Here is a 23,217-nt window from a genome sequence, read left to right on the forward strand (position 1 = left end):
GCACAGACGATCCAAACGCCGTGTTTCAGGCTTCTGTGAACGCACAGACGCCTCTTTTCCACATAAATCCGCCGCAGCCGGGCACAAAGCCACGGACTACGGCAGAACTTATTTATGTATCCAAACCAATTATTGCGGAATACGATCCGGATTCGCCGCGTTCATATACGTATTCAACTGTGCATCGTTCAACGGATACGGGAAGTAATGATACTTCTCGCTGATGACAGGAGGACTCGGCATATCCAACGTTTGCAAATAGTTGTTCATCGTTTCATCATACTTGCCAAAGCGAATCAAATCGGCACGGCGCTGGAACTCGAATACCAATTCCCAACCGCGCTCGTTCAAGATGGCTTGATTCATCTCTTCCGTGCTAGCCGGAACCGGGAATTCAGCACTCGAACCATACTCTGGAGCACCCGCACGCGCCCGGATTTCGTTCAGGTAAGGAAGGGCAGCCGACGGACCGTTCAGGTTGTTTTCAATCTCCGCTTTACACAAGATGACATCCGAAAGACGGAAGATAGAAATCGTACGTCCATCGTAGTAAGCCTCTGAAACCATGTCATACGTATACTTCATGGTAGCAACATTCACCAAGAGCTTCGTCGTATCATTAGGAGGAGCTACTTCGCCCTCGTCCGGCATCTTATAGAAGAAACCGTAGTCCGACACATCGTCACGCGCGTCTACACCCGTATAATCATAATAGAAGAACTGCTTACGCGGATCGGCGTCGTTGTAGTTACGCCAGAAGGGAATCGACACGGCATAATACTGCCAACGGTTCGGTACATCTGGGTGGTCAGACGGACCAAAGTGGTTCGAGATCTCACCGCCATTTGTTCCCGATTCATGCAAAATACAGAAGATAAATTCCTTGTTGAACTTATTGTTTTCCGACCATACATTCTTAAAATCAGACTCCAATGCATATACACCCTTGTCGCGCAAATCCAAGACCATATCGATATAAGTCTGCGCATTGGTATAATCATGGCTACGAAGATAAATCTTACCCAGCAACGTAGCAGCAGCACCTTTTGTTGCACGCGCCAAATCCTGCCCCGTCCACGTTTCCGGCAACACATTGATACACTCTTGCAAGTCGGTAATCATAAAGTTGTTGATCTCTTCGACCGTAGCTAATGGCATGTCCTTTGCGGTTGAAGGATCGACCAATTCCGTAATCAAAGGTACCGGTCCCCACGCATCTGTCAAATCACGATAACACAATGCGCGGAGGAACTTCGCCTGTGCTTTTACCTGTTCGCGCTTCGTATCGTCCATATCGACGGCATCAATGTTCTGCAACAAAACGTTGGCATTCGATATCACTTGGTACATACATTGCCAGTTCGTTTCAAAATACATATTATTGGCGTCATACGTCATGTTGCTCATCTTCGTCGGGTCGCCCGCCGCGGTAGAATAACCCATATCCGTAGCATAATCCGTCAACATGATAAAGTGACCCGCATAATACTTCCACGCATCACCTGGATACGGATTCAAATCCGCATAAAGTCCCACCAACGCAGCATCTACGTCGCTTTCCGTAGAATAGGCATTCTCGTTGGTCAAGTTACTATATAAAGTAGGTTCCAAATCGGTACAGCCTGAAAATCCAGTCGCAAGACCGGCGGCCATCACAAAACCCAGCAATACTCTTTTCATATATAGATATTGTTTTATAGATTCATAAACTTAGAAAGTAATATTCACACCGAATGTATAGGTACGCATACTCGGATATGAGTTGAAGTCCAAACCGGCACCGGCGTTGGCTGTCTGTTGCGAACCGCCTTGTTTAGCTTGTTCGTAAGCCTTCGTATCGGTTTCCGGATCCCAACCTGAATAACCTGTTACGGTAAACAAGTTTTCAGCTGAGAAGTACACACGGCAAGAGCTAATGAACTTCTTGAACGGAATGGTGTAGCCCAACGTCAAATTCTTTAAGCGCAAATAGGAAGCATCTTCTACAAAGTGGTCGTTGATGTATCCACCATATTGTGAATAATAGAATCCATTACGCGGAATGTTGGTATTGGTATTCTCCGGAGTCCAACGGTTCAAAGCCTCTTCTGTACGGTTCCATTCGAGGTTCATGTTTGTCATGTTCAACAAATCGTTGCCCACCGAACCTTGGAAGAAGATAGAGAGGTCGAAGTTCTTCCATGCGAAGTTGTTAGTCAAACCAAAGATAAAGTCCGGACTTGCATGGCCAATGATGGTACGGTCGTTCGAGTCGATAATACCGTCGCCATTCACATCTTCGAACTTCGGATCACCTGGCTTCGAGTTGGGTTGCGGCGCGTAAGTTTCGCCCTGTTGTAATACACCAATGTATTTATAACCATACAAAGATCCTAATTCTTCGCCTTCACGCACGATAGCATAATATTCTTCTGATACAGAACCCATCGGCTTAGAAGATCTAATAGGAATCTCTCCATTATCACCCAAATCCAATACTTTGTTCTTATTATAAGAAATATTAAACTTCGTATCCCATTGGAAATCGCCAGTCAAATTATGCGAAGTAAAGTCAACTTCAAAACCCTTATTGGAAATAGAACCTACATTGCTTTGTCCTGAAGTAAAACCTGTGTAATATGGCATTCTTACCGCCAACAACAAGTCATCGGTTTTCTTCCAATAGCCATCTAATGTAACAGAGATGCGGTTATCCAAGAAGCCCATATCCATACCGATATTCCACTGCTTTGTAGTTTCCCACTTCAAGTTCGGGTTGGCTGCACTACTTTGGTTCATGTGTACACCGGCTGAGTTGGTAGCGCCATCGAATGTATAACGTGTATTTGCCATCAACGCATACGAAGCATAATCACCGATACGTTCGTTACCCGTAACACCAAATCCGGCACGCACCTTCAAGTTGCTGAATACGCCCCAATTCTTGATGAAGTCCTCTTCGCTTGCACGCCAAGCCAACGAACCAGACGGGAATGTTCCCCAATGTTCGTTCGCACCGAAACGAGAAGAACCATCTCGACGAACCGTTACCGTAGCCAAATACTTATTATTATAGGTATAGTTCACACGACCAAAGAATGAAATCAAGATATTCTCCGTCTTGTTGGATGCAATACTTGAAATCGTAGAAGCAGCTCCCATATTATTATAGGTAAACTGGTCTGTTGAGAAACCTTTTGCTTCTTGAGAACGATATTCAGATGTATACTTTTCATACGTGTAACCTACCATCGCACTAAAGTCGTGCACGTCGTTGAAGGTCTTCATATAATTGATAGTTCCTTCAAACAATTGACGCGTATCTGAAAAATCGTATGTCGTAGCAACACCACCATCAATACCTCCTTGATAAGTAGATTTCGGCAAATAAGTTCCTTGGAACTGATGCAAGATTTCCACACCCACCGATGCTTTCGCCGTCAATCCTTCCAACGGACTGATTTCTACGAAAGCGGTACCGTTGAACTTATCATTCGTCTCGTCGTTCTGACGTTCCAGCAAGTTGGCCAACGGGTTATCACCACGTCCGCCCGGAACCGTACCATACGAACCGTCGTCGTTGTAAGGTTTCACCGTCGGGTCGTAAGTCATAATACCGTTCAATACGTTCGAAGAAACGATATTACCACTATATGCCTGATAGTTGGATTGCTCGCGATGTGCATACAACGAAGCGCCTGCCTTAATCCAATCCGTAATGGTCTGGTCTACGTTCACACGTCCAGAAATACGGTTGAAGTCGGTATTCTTTAAGACACCTTCCTGATTGTAGAAGCCTAAACTGGTCATCACCTTGGTCTTCTCCGTACCGCCTTGGAACGAAATCGTATGGTCATGTACGATACCTAATTGCGTACAAACGTCAATCCAGTCTGTATCCACATTCGATTCCAACTGAGACGGTGTATAGTTTCCGTACGGGTTTCCTTCCTGTCCTTCGATTTCCTGATACAACGCATTCTGCAAGTACATATAATCCTTTGCGCTGATAAAGTCGAACGGATTTTGAACCTGCTGCACACCGACGTATCCATTATACGAAATCTTGTTCTCTCCCGCTTTACCACGTTTGGTCGTAATCAACACAACGCCGTTCGCACCACGGGCTCCGTAAATGGCCGTCGCGGAGGCATCCTTCAGGATTTGCATAGATTCGATATCATTCGGGTTGATGTTCAAACCTTCCGTCGAGGGGAAACCGTCGACCACGTAAAGCGGTTCGTTGGTCGAACTGATAGAGTTGCTACCACGCACACGCACCGAGATGGAACCACCCGGCGCTTTCGAAGTCTGCTGCACCTGCACGCCAGCCGTCTTTCCTTGCAACGCTTGCGCGGCATTCGAAACGGTACCACCCATCACCATGTCGTCTGCCGAGACAGAGGAAACGGCTCCGGTCAAATCCCGTTTCTTGACATAACCATAACCGATCGCCACGACTTCGTCCAAGCCGATGGCTTCTTCTTGCATGACCACATTGAGGGTCGTCTTGTTGGCACGGACTTCATGCGTCTTGAAACCGACGAACGAGAAAGAAAGCATGCTGCCTTCCGGCACGCTGATAGAGTACTTTCCGTCGATGTCCGTTATCGTACCGTTGGTGGTACCTTTCACTACTACGGCCGCACCTGTAATAGGTTCGCCGTTTGCATCTTTTACTACACCTGTCACCGTGATTTGATTCTGCTGCACGATGGGTGAGTCTGTTTTCATGGCTTTAATTCCTGTAGCTGCGGAGGCCTGATTTACCCCCCCCAATTGGGTTGCCAACATGCAGGCTAAAAGCACTTTAGAACCTAATAACGTCTTTGTATAATCCATACAATCCCAATTTTATAAGTAAAATACTGTTTACTAAAAAACTTCCTTCTTTTTACAAAAAAGGTGAGCCTAACCAACTGATAGACTCACCCCCTCTTTCCATGGCTTTCTAAGACCAACGCGAAAGTATGAATATTTCCTTAAATAAACAAACAATAAGTTACCTAAAATTAGATTTACCTTCACTTTTAACACTTCGGGTCTAATTTCACCGGCGTCAAACCCAGCTTTTGCGCCCGTGAAAGCATAAATTGATAGGCGGCCTCGTGCTCGTTGGGTATTATACCGTCGAGGATGGCGTTCTTGATGGCCTCCTTCAGCACGCCGACGGGACGCGAGGGCTCGAGCCCGAACGTGCGCATGATTTCTTCGCCTGTCACTGGCGGTTGGAAATTGCGGATGCGGTCTTTCTCTTCGATTTCAGCCAGCTTCGCGCGTACGATTTGGAAATTGGTCAGGAAACGACGCACCTTTTCGGGGTTTTTACTGGTAATGTCGGCCTCGCAAAGGAGCATGAGGTCGTCGATGTCGTCGCCCGCATCGAACAAGAGCCGGCGGATAGCAGAATCTGTCACCTCTTCGTCGGAAAGGACGATGGGGCGCATGTGCAGGTCTACCATCTTCTGTACGTATTTCATTTTTTCGTTCATGGGGAGCTTCATCTTGCGGAAGATATTCGGTATCATCTTCGCCCCAATGAAGTTGTGGTTGTGGAACGTCCAGCCCAGACGCGCGTCGAAGCGTTTCGTGGCCGGCTTACCGATGTCGTGGAAAAGGGCTGCCCAGCGGAGCCAAAGATTGTCGGTCGTACGGCTCAGGCGGTCGAGTACCATCAACGTATGCGCGAAATTGTCTTTATGTCCGATGCTTTCGCGCGTCTCGATCCCTTTCAAGGCGCAAAGCTCAGGGAAAATCAGCGGAAGCAATCCGCTGGCGTCGAGGAGCTGGAAACCGACGGAGGGTTTGGGCGAAAGGATGATCTTGTTCAGTTCATCCACGATGCGTTCTTTCGAAATAATCTCGATGCGCTGGCGGTTGCGGATGATGGCGTCGAACGTGGGCGGGTCGATAAAGAAGCCCAGCTGCGTGGCGAAACGGATGGCGCGCATCATGCGGAGCGGATCGTCGCTGAAGGTAATGTCCGGGTCGAGCGGCGTGCGGATAGTCAGCTCCTCCATGTCGTCCAGCCCGCCAAACGGGTCGACTAATTCGCCATAACGCGCTTTGTTCAAGCACAAAGCCAAGGCATTGATGGTAAAATCGCGGCGGTTCTGGTCGTCTTCGAGCGTCCCGTCTTCTACCACCGGCTTACGCGAATCGTGGCTGTAGGATTCGCGGCGAGCCCCCACGAACTCCAGCTCCAGATCGCCGCATTTCACCTGCGCCGTCCCGAAATTCTTGAACACCGAGAGTTGCGCCCTGCGTCCGAGCTTCGCTGCCACCTGTTTGGCCAGCTCGATACCGCTGCCTACGACCACAATGTCGATGTCTTTCGACGGGCGGTTCAGGAAAATATCCCGCACATAGCCGCCAATCACATATGTTTCCACGCCCATCTCGTCTGCCGCCTCCGACACCAGCCGGAAAGGCCGCGCGCTGATGTGCTCCAATATTTCTTCTTCGCTTATATACATTATTTATAGGATAAATGATTCAACAAAAAACGGCGCAAAGATACGGACAGATTCGCGGATTTCAAAATCATCCCTTTTCCCACCTACGAAACTTTCCGTTTTTTCCCTCTTGAAAAAAGAACAAGAAACACAACCCTATTCTTCTTAAAAAAGCAATTATTTAGGAAGGGAAGATGCTTGTTCTTCCTAAATAAAGCTATATTTTAGAAGAACAAGCCCTAAAACTTCTATAAAATGCAAGTTTTATCGAAGAACAAGTACTTATTCTTCATAAAAAGTCCATTTTTTAAGAAGAAAAACCATACTTTCTTCCTAAAAAATGGACTTTCTCGAATTTTTTCCGCTTTGGCTTCTAAAATATAGCTATTTTATATAATTCCAAGCCCTTGTTTTTCGGAATATAGCTATTTTTCTGAAGAAATAGGGCTTGAGCGGGAATATTCATTTTTGCAAATGCAACGAAAGTTCGAGCGTCGTCGTGCTGTCCAGGATTTCGGGCAGGTTCTCCAGAATCGGCGTCACGTAGATCTGATAATCCTCCGGGATGATGCCTTGCACCTTCTCCCGGACGAAGTCGATGGTCAGGAGGTTCAGGATCGCCTTGGTCTCTTCGGTACCGAGCGTGAGCGTCAATTCATTCCCATCGGCACTATAAGTCAAAGGGATGCCTTCCGACAGATACCCCATCAACCCTTCGAGCATCGAGAGAAGCGACGAGATGTCGGCGCGGGTCGACTGAGCTGTAGCAACAATCTGCGTCACGTTGAGCTGCAAATACATGCGGCCGTCCATCACGTAATACATCGCGAGGTTGAGCGGCGAAGACTGCCACTCCGTCGCGCCACTCTTCAGGTAGGAAACGGAGATATTCCCATCCTCGCCGAAGGTGAACGACTGCACCATGCCAGACAACACCGGCGAAAGCACCGTCCCAACCAATCCGGCAGCCGTACTAGTCGGGATTTCCATGCCGCCAACGTTGATAGTCGCGTCCGATTCCCACACCATGCCGATACCGTTTGCCTGCGGGAAGTTCCACGTGCCAGTAAGCTCGTTCTCCGGCATCACGACATCCAAGGCGAGCGTCATGCGTTCGGTCGAGACCTCGCCGCTGTAAGTCAACGTGCGGCCATACTGCGTGTCCGTCCCAGAGAACGTATAAGTCGAGCCATTCTCGCTCAGCGTGAGCGGCACGTTCGAAATCGTCGTAATTACCTCCCCCGGGATGGCGCTCGGAGCCAAGCCGGCAATCTCTGGAATCTCCTCGGAAGAAAGCAAGAGACTGAGATCCAATGTACCCGTCAGCGTGAGCGTCGCCGTCTCGCCATCGGTCGTATAGAACTCAACTTGCTTACCCAGCATCTCGCTACCGCTATAGGTAAGCGTCAAATTGTCATCACTAAACGTCGTGTTCGCCTCTTTACCCAAGCCCGGTAAGTCCTCTTCGCACGACGAAAATAAGCCCAAAAGACCCACAATCGATAAAACCAAAAACAAATTCTTTCTCATATCTTACCTGTTTTAAAAAAAAGGGGTGCGCCGTTTCGACACACCCCATTATTATTAATTGATAAAAAACTTATACGAATTAACGTACAAATTTAACGACTTCGCGGTCGCCGTTCTGGTCTACAGCGATGACGTAAATACCCTTCGGCAAGTTGGCCGTCGAGATTGTTTCGTCGCCCGAAACTACGCCACGAGCCACAGTCGAACCCGTCATGCTGACAATCTGATATTCCGCACGGTCTACATTCAAAACGCGCACGCCATTGTCTGTCGGGATAATACGGATAGCGGAAGCCTCTTCTGCGATGTCTTCGTTAGCTGTGATGATACCTGCTGCATTCGAAGTGAAGTAAGCAGTACCGTAGATTGTTTCGCCATTCATTACATCTACAGAAATAACTTGGCTTGTCAAATTGGCAGTTGCACGGATGGTGTAAGTTGTAGCAGCTTCACCATTATTATATGTAGTAATGTCTACATCGGCGATAGCTTCTGTGCCTGCTGTATATGGAGAAACTGTGATATCAACTACAGGTGTTGCATCTTCCGCTGTTGTAGCATCCTTATTACCTGTTTGAGCAATACTTAACTCATACCAAGTAGCTTCTCCTTCTTCAGCCAATTGTGTTACAACACGATCAATAACACTCTTCACCGCAGCTCGAGATGTTGTCGGAATAGACGGAGTGTTATCTGTCATTGTAATGAAAGTCTTATTCGTCAAAGTCGAATCAGTCTTCGCTTCACTTCCATATTTCCAATTATCAATCACCAATGAAGAGACTGTAGATGCAGAGCTTTCTGTTTTTGTCATATCCAAATATAATACGGAATAAGCAACAGTATTATTCTGATAACTTGTCACATCAATCTGCTCTATCGGCATCATTGTATTCTGCAAATTCAAATGAACAACAGCATTTCCTACTGGAACTAAAGTGCCTGTTACATTTTCTGGAACAGCATATAATGTAGCAGGAATAGCACCAGTTACCAATCCGCTTAAACCAACTGTGATTTGGTAATCATAATTAATTGTAGAAGGAACTGAAGTACCCGCAAAACCAGCAATGACATCTGCTAAATCTCTCAATCCATCTTTGATATCCACATTTGCAACTAAATCTGTTGTTTCATTCTGTTCCAAAGTACAACCTAACAGGTCAAAATTCATCATATCATTCAAAGCAGATACACTAACATTCACATCTATTAATTTGGTACTTCCTTCTGGAGATTCAAATTTAACAGAGGCGACTGACGCACCCGTAGCTCCAACCACATTGATTGTCTGAGGCAAATCAATAGTAATAGGATGAGTTCCTGCCGTAATAAAAGGTAACGTCTTTGTTTCATAGCCTTCAAAGGTTATTGTCATTTCATCACCAATCATAGAACCTATCACAGGAATACTTGACGCGTTTATCCCTAATGCGCTCAAGCTAACCACCACACTATCCGGATGAACCGTCATCGGGTCTGTAGTAGTTGCCCGCAAGCTACTTGATTCCAATACCGGGATACCGGCAAACGTATTGCTCAGTTGCGGATTTGCCCAACCCAAAATATCGATGCCTGCTTGTTCTTTGATTTGTTCAAATACGACAGGCAAGACTTCCTTCTTGAAGGCCTCTTTCTGCGCTTCTGTCAGCTGCGTTTGCTGGGCCGAAAGAGTACCTACCGGAGCAGCCAAACAGAGAGCTGCCATTACGGATGTAAAAAGTTTCTTCATACTCATTCTTATTTTTTAGTTAGTAATTTGTTTTTACGCCGCTAAAATAATACTTTCTTTTATTGTGTATTCTATTTATTGGATTTTTAACCTTAAAAGGCGGTTTTAGGCCGATTTTGTGTCCTATTTTTTATGTGTCATGATATCGAGTACCACTTTGTCGGTCGTCTCCATGCCTTTCGAACCGATAGAAGTAAGATTGTAGATAGAGCGATCCACATCTTCGTCGATGATACCCTCTACCGACGTCACCACCTTATTTTCCATGGCCATCATAGCCGAAAGCATAGCCGTCGAGACGCCGCTGGCCACTTTCATGGCACAACTCGGTTTTGCGCCATCGCATATCATACCAGTAATATTTCCTATCATGTTTTTAATGGCATACGTAATCTGCTTTTTGTTTCCGCCCATCAACCAAGTGATGCCACAACTGGCTCCTGTCGCCGCTACTACACACCCACAGAGAGCCGAAAGGCGACCCAAGCTCTGCTTCACATAGATGACCATCAGATGACTCAACATCAAGGCACGAATAAGCTGCTCCTCCGAAGCGTGCATATCTTGTGCGAAGGAAACAACCGGAAGCGTAGCTGCAATACCTTGGTTGCCACTCCCAGAATTACTCATGACCGGAATCATGGCACCGTCCATACGGGCATCGCAAGCTGCCGCCGTCAGCATGAGCATGTGAGTATAGGGCGAATCGCCTAAATATTTATGTCCGTACGGTCCGGAAATCGTCTTTCCCACCTCATGCCCGAACGTTCCTTTCACCGATTCCTTAGCTGCATGCTCATTAAGCTTGGCTGTATCAAGGATGAAACGAATCTCGTCGAGGGGTGTCGTCATGGCAAACTCGTACACCAAATCGAAGGAGAGTTTCAGCTCCTCGGTCTCTGCCTGTTCGCTCGTTTCCGTTCCCACACGTTCGTCGAGAAGGACCTTCTCATCCTTCGCCAAATAGACAAAATGCGTATGTTCGTGCGCAATGATGGCAGTTGCCTCGTGCCTTTCCGCCCGGCAAACGACTTCGATATAGAGCTTGTCGACTTGTTCCTTCAGGCCAATTTGGATTTCGCCTGCAGCAATCATGGCTTTCCCGGCCTCTAACGCTTCAGGCGTCACGTCGCGCAACACTTCCAGTTCATAAGCCGATTTGCCTATCAAAGTCCCCAGCGCTATGGCAATCGGGAGTCCGACCATACCTGTTCCGGGAATCCCCACGCCCATTGCATTTTTCAAGATGTTGGCACTCAGCAATACGGTAATTTGTTTCGGCTTCTCGCCCAACAATTCTGCTGCTCGGGCTGCAGCCAACGCCACCGCTATTGGTTCCGTACAGCCAATGGCCGGAATGACCTCCTGGTGAATCAGGCACAAAATACTCTTCTTTGTTATCTCGTCCATATTTTCCTATCTTATTTTTAGCAAGGGCAAAAATACAAAATTAAAATGAAGAAGGATGCCTAAGAACGAACAAAACGCACGAAACGCTCTAATCCTTCCCGTAGCACTTGCCGTGGGCATGCGATGTTCCAACGCAGGAAGCATCCGTCTACCTCGCCATACATCGAACCCGCGTTCAGCCAAAGTTTTTCCTGTTGCAACAACCTCGTTTCCAACTCATCCGACGAAAGGCCACAAACGTGGCAATCCATCCACACCAGATAAGTCGCCTCCAAGCGCGCCAACGGGAAGAGCGGCAATTTCTCTTCGACATACGCCTTCATGAACTGGTAGTTTTCAGCCAGATAAGCATTCAACGCCTCCAACCAAGGAGCCCCATAGCGATAGGCGGCTATCAAGGCTTCGACGCCAAATGGGTTCACGTCGCATGTTTCATGGATATTGATGGCGCGGTCCGTCCGATAGCGTACCACTTCGTCTTCCACGATGATATTCGCAATCTGCAACCCCGCCAGATTAAAGGCTTTGCTGGGCGAAACGCACGTAGCGGAATGACGTGCAAACGCTTCGCCTAACGAAGCGAACGGCGTATAATGATAACCCGGCAGAACCAACTCACCATGAATTTCGTCGGAAATCACAAACACATGGTGTCGCAAGCAAATCTCGCCCAAGCGGCGCAACTCTTCTTCCCGCCAAGCACGTCCCACCGGGTTGTGGGGATTGCAAAGGAGCATCACCCGCGTCCGCTCGTCGGCGGCCTTCTTTTCCAAGTCCTCAAAGTTCATTTCGTAGGTATCGCCCACGCGCTTCAAGGGACTCGTTGCCACTTCGCATCCATTATTCCGAATCGACGAAAAGAAACAATTATAGACCGGTGTCTGCACCAGGACTCGTTCGCCTGGCATCGTCAATGCCTTAATCAACGCCGAAAGCGCGGGTACCACACCCGTCGTGTACAAAATCGATTCGCGCGCAATCTGCCATCCATGTCGACGCCCGAACCAATCCTGCACCGCCTCATAATAAGCATCTGGCACATGCGTATAGCCGAATATGCCATGCGCTACACGCCGTTGCAACGCTTCCACAATCTCCGGAGCTGTCCGGAAATCCATGTCTGCCACCCACATCGGGAGAACCCTTTCGTCCGCCGCCGAATCCCATTTATAGGAATTCGTTTGCCACCGCGGGACAATCGTATCAAAATCGTATACCATATTATATATGTATTAGCCGTCTGCCTTTTTTCTCCGCAGGCAAATATACGGAATCTCCCTGAGAAAAGGCATTTCCTCCGAGAGAAACTTGATTTCCCCGGAGGAAAAAAGCAAAACATCCGACAAAATCTCTATCTTTAGCCTAAAGATACATATCTTCAACCTAAAGATACATAACTGCAGCCTAAAGATACATATCTTTAAGCTAAAGATAGAAATTAAGAAGGGACTTTCGATGTTTTCCTCCCGGCAAAACCGTTTTCTGTCCCGCATTTCTGAAAAAAGAGACCGCGTTTTCTTTTCCCGCACGCATCCGCATTCCGAAAATAAGCCTTATATTTGCAGGCACACTAAAAAATAAGCCCTATGGACGATGTAATTAAATTAGACAAGATAGCACAATACAATGAATTGTTTGGACTGGAAACGTTCCACCCGCTCGTAGCTGTCGTCGACTTGAAAAACGCGACGCATTATCCCACCCGTTTCACCATTAACTACGGTCTTTACGCGCTCTTCCTGAAAGACGTCAAGTGCGGAGACATCCGCTATGGGAAGCAAACGTATGACTACCAAGAAGGTACGGTGGTCAGCTTCGCGCCCGGACAAGTGACGGAGACGGAACTCCTTCCCGATGTGAAGCCCCAAGCACGCGGACTCTTGTTTCATCCAGACTTCATCAAAGGGACTTCATTGGGGCGCGAGATTAAACAATATACGTTTTTCTCTTATGCTTCGACGGAAGCCCTGCACCTTTCGGAAGAGGAAAAAGGGATTTTCACGGATTGCCTCTCCAAGATTAATACCGAGCTGGCACGGCCTATCGACGGGCACACGCGCCGGCTGGTCGTCCGCAATATCGAACTGCTGCTCGATTATTGCATGCGCTTCTACGACCGGCAATTCATTACCCGCACAGCCGTCAACAAAGATGTGCTGACGCGCTTCGAAACCCTACTGGACGATTACTTCCAAGACCGGAAAGCGCTGGAGAACGGACTGCCTACCGTGCGTTACTTTGCCGACAAGGTTTGCCTCTCGCCGAACTACTTCGGGGATTTAATTAAAAAAGAGACGGGCAAAACGGCGCAAGAATACATCCAAAATAAGCTCATGGACCAAGCCAAAGAGATGATACTCGGCACAGACATGACCGTCTCCCAAATTGCTTACGAATTGGGATTCCAATATTCCCAGCATTTCAATCGCATCTTTAAGAAAAACACGGGATGCACGCCCAATGAATACAGAAGACAACAAAACTAACAAAGAGAAAAAGAAAAAGATGAACATACGATTAGACGTACATACGCATACAATTGCCAGCGGCCATGCCTTTAGCAGTCTGCAAGAAATGGTGCATGCCGCGGCCGAGAAGGGACTCGAAATATTAGGCATCACGGAACATGCGCCGGGTATTCCGGGCTCGTGCGACCCGATTTATTTCCGGAACCTGCATGTCGTCCCGCGCCAGATGTATGGCGTGGAACTGATGCTCGGCGCCGAATTGAATATTCTTGATTACAAAGGAAATATCGACCTCTCCGAATTTTATTGGAAAAAGATGGATTTGCGCATTGCCGGCATCCATTCGCTCTGTTATACGCCTGGCTCGCAAGAGCAGAACACGGCGGCCATGATGGGGGCTATTCGCCATCCGTATGTCCAAATCATCAGCCATCCGGGCGACGGGACCGCCGATTTGCTGTTCGAGCCCATCGTCCAAGCCGCCAAAGAGGCGCATACGCTTTTGGAAATCAATAACAGCTCGCTGAATCCCGTACGCCACAAAGAGAAGGCGCGCGCCAACAACCTGGAGTTGCTCCGACTCTGCAAACAATACGAGATGCCGGTCATCCTTGGGAGCGACGCCCACATCTCGTTTGCCATTGCTGATTACAGCTACATTTATGAATTGCTCCAAGAGGCGGATTTCCCCGAAGCCTTAATCCTCAACGACAAACCCGCGCTCTTCAAACAGAGCTTAAAGCAACCGCCTATTTAAGCAAACGCTCGGCGGCTGGGTCTCCCAGCTCTTTGGCCTTCAAGAAATCCGCTTGGGCTTTTTCGGGTTGATTGGTCCGCTGATAGCAGATGCCGCGCAGGCGATAGCAAGCTGCAAACTCGGGCGCCAGGGCCAAGGCTTTCTCGATACTCTGCATCGCCTCCGGATATTTCTCCAGTCGGATATAAATGGAAGCCTCCTCGGCCGGATAGATGGGCTGCTCGGGCGCAAACGAGATGGCTTGGCGAATATCGGCCAACGCGCCTTCGAAGTCGTCCATGCGGAACTTCGCCTGCTCGCGATAGTAATAGAAATTATCATCCACTCGTCCGCCTACTACCTTATAATAAAGGTCATAATCCGCTACCGCTTCCGGATATTGGCGTAAACGGAGCCGCCAATTGATGCGGTCGAGAATATAAGGAGCCGCCTCCTCGCGGACGGGGTCGCCGCAGCAAGCCACCGCGCTATCCAGCAAGGCGATAATCTCGCCCATATTGACGCTCGGCATCGACGCTTTCATTTTCGACGCCATATACCACGAGTTGCCATTGGCAGCATCGCTTCCGTTTACAATCATATATTCTTTATAGGCCGATTCATAATCGCCTTTCGCCAGATACATGTCGGCTTGGAGTTGATGATAAATCGGAAGGTCCTCTTCCTTCAAGGTTTCTGTCAGCAAGACTTGCGCCCAATTCGCGTTCCACTGCGGATTTTGAATCGTCGAATCTGTCATGGCAATTTGATAGACCAATTGCGCTTTGGCATACATCGCTTCGCTTTTCCGCTCGGCCAGCTCGATGGCGCGGTCTAAATCCTCGGTGGCACGGCGAAGACACTCGTCGACGTCCTTTCCTAACTCTTTGCGATGCTGAGCATAATAGGAGCCTCTTCGCACATAACTCTCGGACCAATCCGGGAAAGTCGCCACAAAATCGTTCAAAGTCTCGAGGAAAGTCTTCGCGTCTTGGGTGTTCTCTATAATATATGTGGCCACGCGCGCCTGTTCGCGGTCGGCAGGCCAAGCTTTCCGAATCCCGATGGCATTATAGACCGAATTGAAGGCATCGGTCGAAGTTATTTGCAAGCTATTTGCATAAATTGCCGAGACGGCATACGAGCATTCGTTCTTTCCCGAAGCATCCTCTTGGGCCAATCCAAATACCTGTCCTTCCGCATTCAGCACGGGCGCGTTCTTCCAATCCACTTGCAACGGGAAAGAGAGTTTGTAATAATGGTACGCATCTTTCAGCTTTGTCACCTCTTCCACTTTCCCGCTTCCATACGATTTGATCTTCTCTTTCCCTTTGACAAAGGGCATGAGATACGCCTCTGCCCCCACCGCCAGCGGAGCCTCGGCCATTTCCAAATAATCTACTTTCTTCGGCACGCGCACCTGCAGGCGGATGACGTCGTACAACTCATCGGCAGCCAACACGCGCTCCACGGGAAAACTCTTCCCCTCGCCCGTCGTCACTACCGCCTTGTGGGCATCGCGGAAAAGCGAATAGGCTGAAAGCAACGTGCCATCTTCCGTAATGAAGAAGCCCGTGCCGTTGTGCAGCGTCGTCCCGTCTGCTTTATACGTTGTGACCGTCACTACGGCTTTCTTCTGCTTGTCCATCCATTTCGGCGCCTTTTCCTGGGCGAACGCATACAGCGCGAGGCCGCTGATACAAATTATAAATAGGAATCTCTTCATAATCATTTTACCTATATCCATTTTAAAGATTAGAGTTTTCATTTTTATTTTCGGCGGCGCGGAGGATGAACGTCGTCGCTCCGAGCGTGACGACATCGCCGTCTTCCAGGCGCACCGTCTCGCGCTCTCCCAGCAATTCGTTCCGCAGGAAAGTCCCCGTCAGGCTGGGATAATCGCGCAGGAAATAATCCAACCCGCCTGCCTTGTTTTCTTTTACCGTAATGACGCAATGCTTGCGCCCCATGCTGGGGTCGCTCGTGATGATTTCGACGTTCACGCCATCTGTATCCTTGTTGCGCCGCCCGACCACGTTCTCCCCCATCGCCAGCGGCAATTCCTGTTTGAACGCAAAGGCATTCTCTATCACCACAATCGAGCCGCACGAGAAATCCGTTTCGCGCACCTCTTTTTCTTCTCCTGCCTTATTCCGGACTACTTTCCGGCCTATTTTTATCTTGAATTGCGAAGCGCATTGCGGGCAAACCATCGGGACGACCTGGCCGTCTTGATATTTCTTTTCATCAAACGTAATTTGATGGTCGCATTTGGGGCAAAATACACGTTTCATTTTCTATTTTTCAGATTAATAACCGTGCAAAGATACAAAACTTTCCGTATTCGGAGCAGTAGAAAAGGATTTTCAGCCTTCCCGTCTCCGCGTGGAAGGCTGAAAAAATCCCATTTTCGCCCAAACTTCTTTCTAATCAAAAATGAAATCCATTTTTTACTAACTATTCATAGCAGTAAATATTTCGTGCTGGATTTTACTAAATCTTATAAGTAATAAAATCTCATATCGAGATTTTACTAAATCTCATAAATAGTAAAATCTCGCATCAGATTTTACTAAATTGGATAGATAGTAAAATCTTGAATCTGGATTTTATTAAATCTTAGATGTAGTAAAATCCAGCACTACAATTTTACTTTCGTTACTAAAGAGTAAAAAAACAGGCAGAATATCTTCCGGATTTCCGCTCAATAGAAAAGCGAAAGCCCGGCCGAGAACGCTTGGAACTCGGGACCGAAGTCGGTATTCAGCACATGGCACGGCGAATATTTTACATATACACCGATGGCTTTCCACGTCAGCTGCCCCTGCAAGTGGATGGTGACGGGATTGGGATGGATATTTTTGTCGAACGCCTCCTGCTTCGTGCCGTCTGCCTCCGTGTACTTGGTTTTGAGGCTCGCATAGGTGTTGAAATAAATCACCGGCCCCAACTTGAGGCTGACATCTTTGTTGAAATCATATCCATACATCAGGGGAATCGTCCAGCTAAAAAGCTTGATTCGAGAGAATTGGATATCTGCACCCTCCGGATAGCCTCCCAATACGACGTTCTCGTTCTGCTTGATGAAACGGTTCCGCCCGTTCATCCGGAAATTACGCCAAGCAATTCCCGCGCCGATTTGGAAGGAATGCCCGTTGTTTTGCGGATAATAAACCCAGTTCAAAAGATGGTCTGCCAGGATTTCGAAAGACGCGCCCATGTTTACGTTCAGGCGTTCAGGCGCGCTGAGGGCCGTACTGAGTCCAAGCGCGATGCCACCCACTTCAAAACGGTCGCGCGAGTGGCGTTTCTTTTTAAAAGGAAAATTGAAATCCACATTGGCTAATCTCTCTTTCGTAACGGACGAAGCCCCGGCTTCCAGCGCCGTCGTGCGCGAGAAATGATAGTCCGGATTCTCCGCGCTTCCTTTTATCTCGATGGATTGTTCTTGTTCGCCCGTGATAATCGTAACGCTTTCCGGACGATTTACCTGCACCGTATCTGCCTGTGCATATCCTTCAAACACAGCCAAAAGACTTAAGACTGCAATTACTACTTTTTTCATATTCCTCATTTTTTATATTATTCAAACATACGTTTCAATTCCTCCAGCGTCGCTTCGCCTTCCATATAGACCAAGGTGATTTCCGGATTTTCCGGAGAGGTCAGCGCCTTATTCTTGAAGAAAATATAGCGGAAAGGAGACTTCTCGCCCGGGATGCAAAAGAAGCCGTAATACAACCGGCCGCCCACCTTCCCGCTCTCTTTGTCGGTGGCCCGGGCCGCATCCGCTTCGACCAAACGTTCGATGAAGCGTTGTTCGGCTAAATCCGCCTGAAGCGTCAAGCTCCGGAAAAGCGCTAACTGGTAAGGTTTCAATTTTCGTCCCTTCACCAAGACCTCGACCGCATCCTTCCGATGAGCATACCGGCCGTCGAACAATTGCGCGATTTGCAACCCTTCTTGTGCCTCCGCCCAAATGCAGCAAAGGCAGAAACTTAGTAACCATACGATTCGTTTCATATCATTGTGCCTCCTCATTTTCCAATGTATTCAAAATAGTCCCCAACTGAGACGCGACGTCTACCGCCTCGGCTTGCTTCATTTCCTGTAAAGATTCCTGCATGTGCCCCATGACGATTTCCGTATTCGTCACCTTCTCGCCATAGACATACGCTACGCATTCGTTGCGTTCTTGGAAGACAAGCCAACCGATTCCCAACGAAATCGCCGCTATGAAAGAGGCCGCCCACGCCGTCATTTTCCCGATTGATAGGCGCGACGGACGCCGACGACGCCCGACAACCAAGAAGCTCATCACCGCACGCGCCTCGTCGAACTCCGGCCCTACGGCCTCTTTCGATGCCAAAAAAGCACGCAGCCAACGCTCTTCCGCGTCTGATGTCTCCGCCTCGAAATAACGACGGAGCAACTCTTTTGCCTGTTCTTTATTCCGTTTCATCTTTTTTCCTCCCATTGCTGATAACATTCCCGAATTACTTTCCGTGCCCGGCTGAGATGCATCCGGACAGCCGCCTGCTGCATCTGCAAATCCCGCGCGATAGTAGCGATGTCTTCCCCGTCAAATTCTTTCCGCTGCAGAATGGATTGTTGCAACGGCGTCAATTCCCGCGCGATAATCGCCTGCACTTGCTGGAAACGCTCCGACCGTTCGAACGCCTCATCGGCTGCTTCCGACAAAGGACTATCCCGCTCGACATCCAATTCGACCCTCAAGACGCTCTGCTGCCGACGCCACGAATCGATGCACAGGTTCCGAACCGTCGTCGTGGCCATCGCCTCTGCCTCTTGTGCTGTCTGAAACTGGCTACGTTTAGGCCACAACCGACAGAAAGCTTCCTGCAACACGTCGTCCGCTTCGTCCGAATCCGCCAAATAGCGTTTCGCCAAATGCGTAAAACGTGCGCGTAGTTTCGTAAATGCTGTTGTCAGCGTCTCTTCCTTCATCGCTCAAAATTTGCTTTCTATAAGGGAAACGAAAACAAGAGAAAAGTGTAACAAAAAAAATCGGATTTTTTAGAGGTTAGAAAAGAGGGTTCCCTGCAGGAATGTCTATAAAAAGAAAATGGTTGTCATCCCGACAACCAATCTCCATTGTTAACCTTAAATCTAATACCATGAAAAACACGGTGCAAAGATAAGTGTTTTTTCTTTACTTGTACACCTTCGACCGCATTCTTCTTCAAGATTTAACCTTAATTATAGTTCGAGGTAAAAACTTCAAAGTTTATTGGTCCCCGGTACCTCTACGCCCATCGACCAGACACCGCAAACGTTCAACTTGCGGTCGAGTACGAGGATATCGGCATCTTTGCCGCGCTCCAACGTTCCCTTGCGGTCGCTTACGCCGATAAGTTTCGCCGGCGTCTCGGAAGCCATCCGGACAGCATCGGCCAAAGGAATAGCCGCCTTGACCATCGTACGCACCAAATCGTCCATCGTCGCCAAGCTGCCGGCCAGCGAAGAGTGGTCCGCCAACTTGCAAACGCCGTCTTCGATGACGAAACGCGGGTCTACTTGCGGATGTTCGCAAGCAGCATACGCCATCGCATCCGTTACCAAGCAGGTGCGTTCCACGCCTTTCAGCTTATACACAAGGCGCAAGATCGTAGACGGAAGGTGGCGCCCATCGGCAATGACCTCGACCGTCATGCCATCCATCAAGTAGACGCTCTCGACCGTCCCTTCGTATTTATATTCATGACGCTTGTGGAAGCCCGGCATCGCGTTGTAGAAATGCGCCACGTGGGTGAAACCGGCCTCGTAGGCTTCGCGGATTTGCTCGAATTCCGCTTCGGTATGCGTGATTGCCGCCAATATGCCTTTCTGTTTCATATAGCGGGCAAAGTCCAACGCGCCGGGAAGTTCGGGACTGATATCCCACCGGCGGATGCAATGCGTCTCTTCCACGAGGGATTTATACTCTGCCTCGTCTATTTCCTTCACAGCGTCGGCATATTGCGAGCCTGCCATCTTCGGGTTCAAGTACGGACCTTCGAGATGCAATCCGCCCACAGGTGAATCCTTTTCTGCCATCAATTGATCGCAAATGCCAGCGGCTTCCCGAATCTTAGCGATAGGAGAAGCCGAGAGGGTCGGGAATATCGTCGTGGCGCCATGCTGCAAATGTGCCATAATAGCTACGCGGAATCCGGCTTCGTCGGCTTCCGTGAAATCATATCCGCCGCCACCGTGCACGTGCATCGCCACGAATCCGGGAACGATCCACATGCCTTTGGCGTCGATCACTTTCGCGCCGATCACCGCCAAGTCGCTATTGGTCACTTCCAGGATCTTTCCGTCGCTTACCAATACAGAACCGTCTTTCAACCAGCCTTGCGGCGTCAGGATATTTCCGTTGATTATCTGTGTTAACATCGTCTTCGTCTTTTTAGTTAGAATGAAATGAAAAATGAATTAGAACAACTTGTTGGTACCTTCCACGAGCTTGCCCATCGCCCAAACGGCGCGGAGCTGCAGGTCTTTGTCCAATACGATAATATCGGCGTCCTTGCCGCGCTGGAGCGAACCCTTGCGGTCGTACACGCCCATGATGCGGGCCGGCGTCTCGGAAGCCATGCGCACAGCGTCGGCCAACGGGATGTCTGCCTGTTGTACCATCGTGCGGATCAGGCGGTCCATCGTCGCGATACTTCCTGCCAAGGCCGAGCGGTCGGACAATTTGCAGACGCCGTCTTCGATGATCACGCGCGGGTCGAAGGCCGTCTGGCTGTCTGTGGCCGTACAAGCCAACGCATCGGTAATCAAGCAAGCGCGCTCTACGCCTTTGATCTTGTAAACCAAGCGCAAAATAGTAGGCGGCACGTGGATGCCGTCGGCAATGATTTCGACCGTCATGTCGTCGATCAGGTACACGCTCTCGACCGTTCCTTCATATTTATATTCATGCTTCTTGTGGAAACCCGGCATCGCGTTGTAGAAGTGCGTCGCGTGGCGATAACCGACCTCATAAGCCGTCAAGACGTCTTCATACTCGGCCGCCGTATGCCCGATTGCCGCCATCACGCCCTTCGACGTAATGTATTTGCCAAACTGCATCGCGCCTGGAAGCTCCGGAGCCGCGTCCCAACGCTTGATGCAATGTGTGTCCTCCAAGAGCGGGATATATTCTTCCGGGTCGGGGTTCTTAATCCATTCGGGGATTTGCGCGCCCGCCATTTTCGGATTAAAGTAATGTCCCTCCAGGTGCAAACCGAGCACGGGCGAATCAGGTTCGGCCATGAGTTTCTCGGTCGTCTCGGCCGCCGCGCGGATCATCGGGATAGTCGAAGAAGAGAGCGTGGGGAAAATCGAAGTCGTCCCGTGCTGCATGTGAGTCTTGATAGCCACCCGGAAAGCCTCTTCCGTACCTTCCATGAAATCGCGGCCGCCACCGCCGTGCACGTGCAGCTCCACCCCGCCAGGAACGATATACATTCCCTTGGCGTCAATCAGCGTAGCGCCGACCACGGCCAAATCGCAGTTTGTCACTTCCAGGATCTTATTGTCCTGGATCAGCACAGAGCCGTTCGTCAGCCAGCCCTGTGGCGTAAGAATCTTACCATTTATAATTTGCGTTAACATCGTTGTGTGTTTTAGTTGTCTATATGTTTTTTTGCCTTTCGACTTTACAAAAGTACAGAAAAAGAAATAAAATTGTATCGCTTCGCTCCACTTTTTTGTGCGACATAGTTATAATTTCCTTTCTCCATCACGGCTCTTTCACTTAAATTGGATACCGCAGGCCTCGCTCCGCTTCGACCCACGGCTACCTAAAATTGCGCCTCTTCGAGGCACGATATAGGTAATAAAACAGTCCTCGAAGAGGGCTTCTTTGCTTATCTGCCGGTCGAAGCGAGGCCTGCAGATACAGACGTTTTTACAAATAATTGTTTCTGTTCTTTTCTCTTGAAAGAAAAGAACCAAAAGTTCAAGGCTGCGTCTGCTGGGCTACTCGCTTCCTGCACTCCGCTGTTCACGTCGCAAACTCGCGCTCCGCGCTCAAACAGCGACGCTCTCGGCCACTCCGTTTCGCTCACTCGCTTCACGCCCACCAGACAGAGGCCGGTTCAATGGACAATGGAGAATGGACAATTGACAATTGACAATTTCCCTCGTTCGTAGGAGGATGTATCAAAATGCTATCTGAAAAGCTCCCCTGCCCTTAGGGGAGCTGGCTCGCGTAGCGAGACTGAGGGGTTAAATCTCTCATAATAAGAAACAACCCCTCACCCCTGCGGGGAGTTCCCCTAAGGGCAGGGGAGCTTTTCAGTTACTTTCTGATCACATTTTCTTATTTATGACACACCCCCTTCTGCGTTTCAATAGATTATTTATGGAAAACAATGGGGCACAAAAAGGGCGGACACCCAGGTCCGCCCCTACAAGCATATTAATTGTCCATTGTCAATTCTCAATTGTCCATTGTCAATTACCACAACGTGATGGGCTCCGGATATTCCACCACCAGCGGACTGCCGCCATCGTAGGTTTCGATGCGAACTTTGTATTGTCCTTCCGTCAAATCCGGGACCATCGTAAATTCGCAGCTGGTTTCTGTGACGTTGCTGATGGTCTCCGGATTAATCCATTCGATGTAATCCTGATCATTGACGAGTCCGATGACGTGTTCTAACGTTCCATCTTGTCCCTTCAGGGTAAATCCTTTATAGTTTACGCCGGTTTGCTCGCCCCGTTCGATGCGATGAGGATTCTCCGGGTCGCCTCCCTCCTTCTGGTAGACGGCGGTGATGGCCGGGGTAACGGGTTCGGGAGTCGGCTCCTCTTCTTCGTCGTCCGAATCATACGACGGTTTGCTGCCAAGTCCCGCACGCGAAAGCGTCTTTTGCAACTGGTGCAAATACTTGTTTACCTCGTCTATCAACG

The 23,217-nt window shown here is 49.0% G+C and carries 18 protein-coding genes; 2 read left to right on the plus strand and 16 right to left on the minus strand.

Going from position 1 to position 23,217, the window contains the following annotated elements:
* Positions 1–129 precede the first annotated feature (129 nt).
* The 7 genes from B5F77_RS13640 to B5F77_RS13670 all read right to left on the minus strand — a co-directional run bounded on the left by B5F77_RS13640 (position 130) and on the right by B5F77_RS13670 (position 12,326).
* Positions 130–1,680 carry a RagB/SusD family nutrient uptake outer membrane protein gene (locus tag B5F77_RS13640; protein ID WP_239446365.1) on the minus strand — a complete coding sequence of 517 codons (1,551 nt, stop codon included), beginning with the start codon at positions 1,678–1,680 and terminating at the stop codon, positions 130–132.
* A 30-nt stretch (positions 1,681–1,710) separates the two neighbouring features.
* Positions 1,711–4,821 carry a TonB-dependent receptor gene (locus B5F77_RS13645; protein WP_087331731.1) on the minus strand — a complete coding sequence of 1,037 codons (3,111 nt, stop codon included), beginning with the start codon at positions 4,819–4,821 and terminating at the stop codon, positions 1,711–1,713.
* 188 nt (positions 4,822–5,009) lie between these two features.
* Entirely contained in the window at positions 5,010–6,455 is a 1,446-nt protein-coding gene (locus tag B5F77_RS13650) for an HD domain-containing protein (RefSeq protein WP_087331733.1), read from the minus strand.
* A 441-nt stretch (positions 6,456–6,896) separates the two neighbouring features.
* Positions 6,897–7,964 (minus strand): DUF4925 domain-containing protein, encoded by a 1,068-nt coding sequence (locus tag B5F77_RS13655; RefSeq protein ID WP_087331735.1) that lies wholly within the window; start codon positions 7,962–7,964, stop codon positions 6,897–6,899.
* Between the two features lie 79 nt (positions 7,965–8,043).
* Entirely contained in the window at positions 8,044–9,696 is a 1,653-nt protein-coding gene (locus tag B5F77_RS13660; RefSeq protein WP_162608011.1) for a T9SS type A sorting domain-containing protein, read from the minus strand.
* Between the two features lie 123 nt (positions 9,697–9,819).
* Positions 9,820–11,106 carry an L-serine ammonia-lyase, iron-sulfur-dependent, subunit alpha gene (locus B5F77_RS13665; protein ID WP_087331741.1) on the minus strand — a complete coding sequence of 429 codons (1,287 nt, stop codon included), beginning with the start codon at positions 11,104–11,106 and terminating at the stop codon, positions 9,820–9,822.
* Between the two features lie 59 nt (positions 11,107–11,165).
* A complete protein-coding gene (locus tag B5F77_RS13670; RefSeq protein ID WP_087331743.1) occupies positions 11,166–12,326 on the minus strand; it encodes a MalY/PatB family protein in 1,161 nt (386 codons plus the stop codon).
* 366 nt (positions 12,327–12,692) lie between these two features.
* Between B5F77_RS13670 and B5F77_RS13680 the strand changes: the two genes are divergently transcribed.
* Both B5F77_RS13680 and B5F77_RS13685 read left to right on the plus strand, forming a co-directional pair.
* Positions 12,693–13,592 carry a helix-turn-helix domain-containing protein gene (locus B5F77_RS13680; protein WP_087331747.1) on the plus strand — a complete coding sequence of 300 codons (900 nt, stop codon included), beginning with the start codon at positions 12,693–12,695 and terminating at the stop codon, positions 13,590–13,592.
* A gap of 19 nt (positions 13,593–13,611) precedes the next feature.
* Positions 13,612–14,331, plus strand: coding sequence for a phosphatase (locus B5F77_RS13685; protein WP_087331765.1), 720 nt, complete (start codon positions 13,612–13,614; stop codon positions 14,329–14,331).
* Here the strand turns inward: B5F77_RS13685 and B5F77_RS13690 are convergent.
* The 9 genes from B5F77_RS13690 to B5F77_RS15790 form a co-directional block, all read right to left on the minus strand.
* The gene (locus B5F77_RS13690) at positions 14,324–16,036 is read right to left on the minus strand and encodes a trypsin-like peptidase domain-containing protein (RefSeq protein ID WP_087331767.1); all 1,713 of its coding nucleotides are present in this window, start codon (positions 16,034–16,036) and stop codon (positions 14,324–14,326) included. The genes B5F77_RS13685 and B5F77_RS13690 overlap by 8 nt on opposite strands.
* 22 nt (positions 16,037–16,058) lie before the next feature.
* Positions 16,059–16,604 (minus strand): FHA domain-containing protein, encoded by a 546-nt coding sequence (locus tag B5F77_RS13695; RefSeq protein WP_087331749.1) that lies wholly within the window; start codon positions 16,602–16,604, stop codon positions 16,059–16,061.
* A 410-nt stretch (positions 16,605–17,014) separates the two neighbouring features.
* A complete protein-coding gene (locus B5F77_RS13700) occupies positions 17,015–17,875 on the minus strand; it encodes a hypothetical protein (protein ID WP_087331751.1) in 861 nt (286 codons plus the stop codon).
* A gap of 17 nt (positions 17,876–17,892) precedes the next feature.
* On the minus strand, positions 17,893–18,333 hold the full coding sequence (locus tag B5F77_RS13705) for a DUF6108 family protein (RefSeq protein ID WP_087331753.1): 441 nt from the start codon (positions 18,331–18,333) through the stop codon (positions 17,893–17,895).
* 1 nt (position 18,334) lies between these two features.
* Complete coding sequence (locus tag B5F77_RS13710; RefSeq protein WP_140392892.1) at positions 18,335–18,772, minus strand: hypothetical protein; 438 nt, start codon at positions 18,770–18,772, stop codon at positions 18,335–18,337.
* Positions 18,769–19,278, minus strand: a complete 510-nt coding sequence (locus B5F77_RS13715; RefSeq protein ID WP_087331757.1) for a sigma-70 family RNA polymerase sigma factor — start codon at positions 19,276–19,278, stop codon at positions 18,769–18,771. The genes B5F77_RS13710 and B5F77_RS13715 overlap by 4 nt, the downstream gene beginning before the upstream one ends.
* Positions 19,279–19,551: 273 nt before the next feature.
* Entirely contained in the window at positions 19,552–20,709 is a 1,158-nt protein-coding gene (gene nagA, locus B5F77_RS13720) for an N-acetylglucosamine-6-phosphate deacetylase (protein WP_087331759.1), read from the minus strand.
* Between the two features lie 39 nt (positions 20,710–20,748).
* Positions 20,749–21,915, minus strand: a complete 1,167-nt coding sequence (gene nagA, locus B5F77_RS13725) for an N-acetylglucosamine-6-phosphate deacetylase (RefSeq protein WP_087331761.1) — start codon at positions 21,913–21,915, stop codon at positions 20,749–20,751.
* An 847-nt stretch (positions 21,916–22,762) separates the two neighbouring features.
* Positions 22,763–23,217: hypothetical protein (locus B5F77_RS15790; protein WP_162608012.1), on the minus strand; the 455-nt coding region annotated here is incomplete at its 5' end.

Source organism: Parabacteroides sp. An277 (assembly GCF_002159645.1).
Taxonomy (GTDB): domain Bacteria; phylum Bacteroidota; class Bacteroidia; order Bacteroidales; family Tannerellaceae; genus Parabacteroides.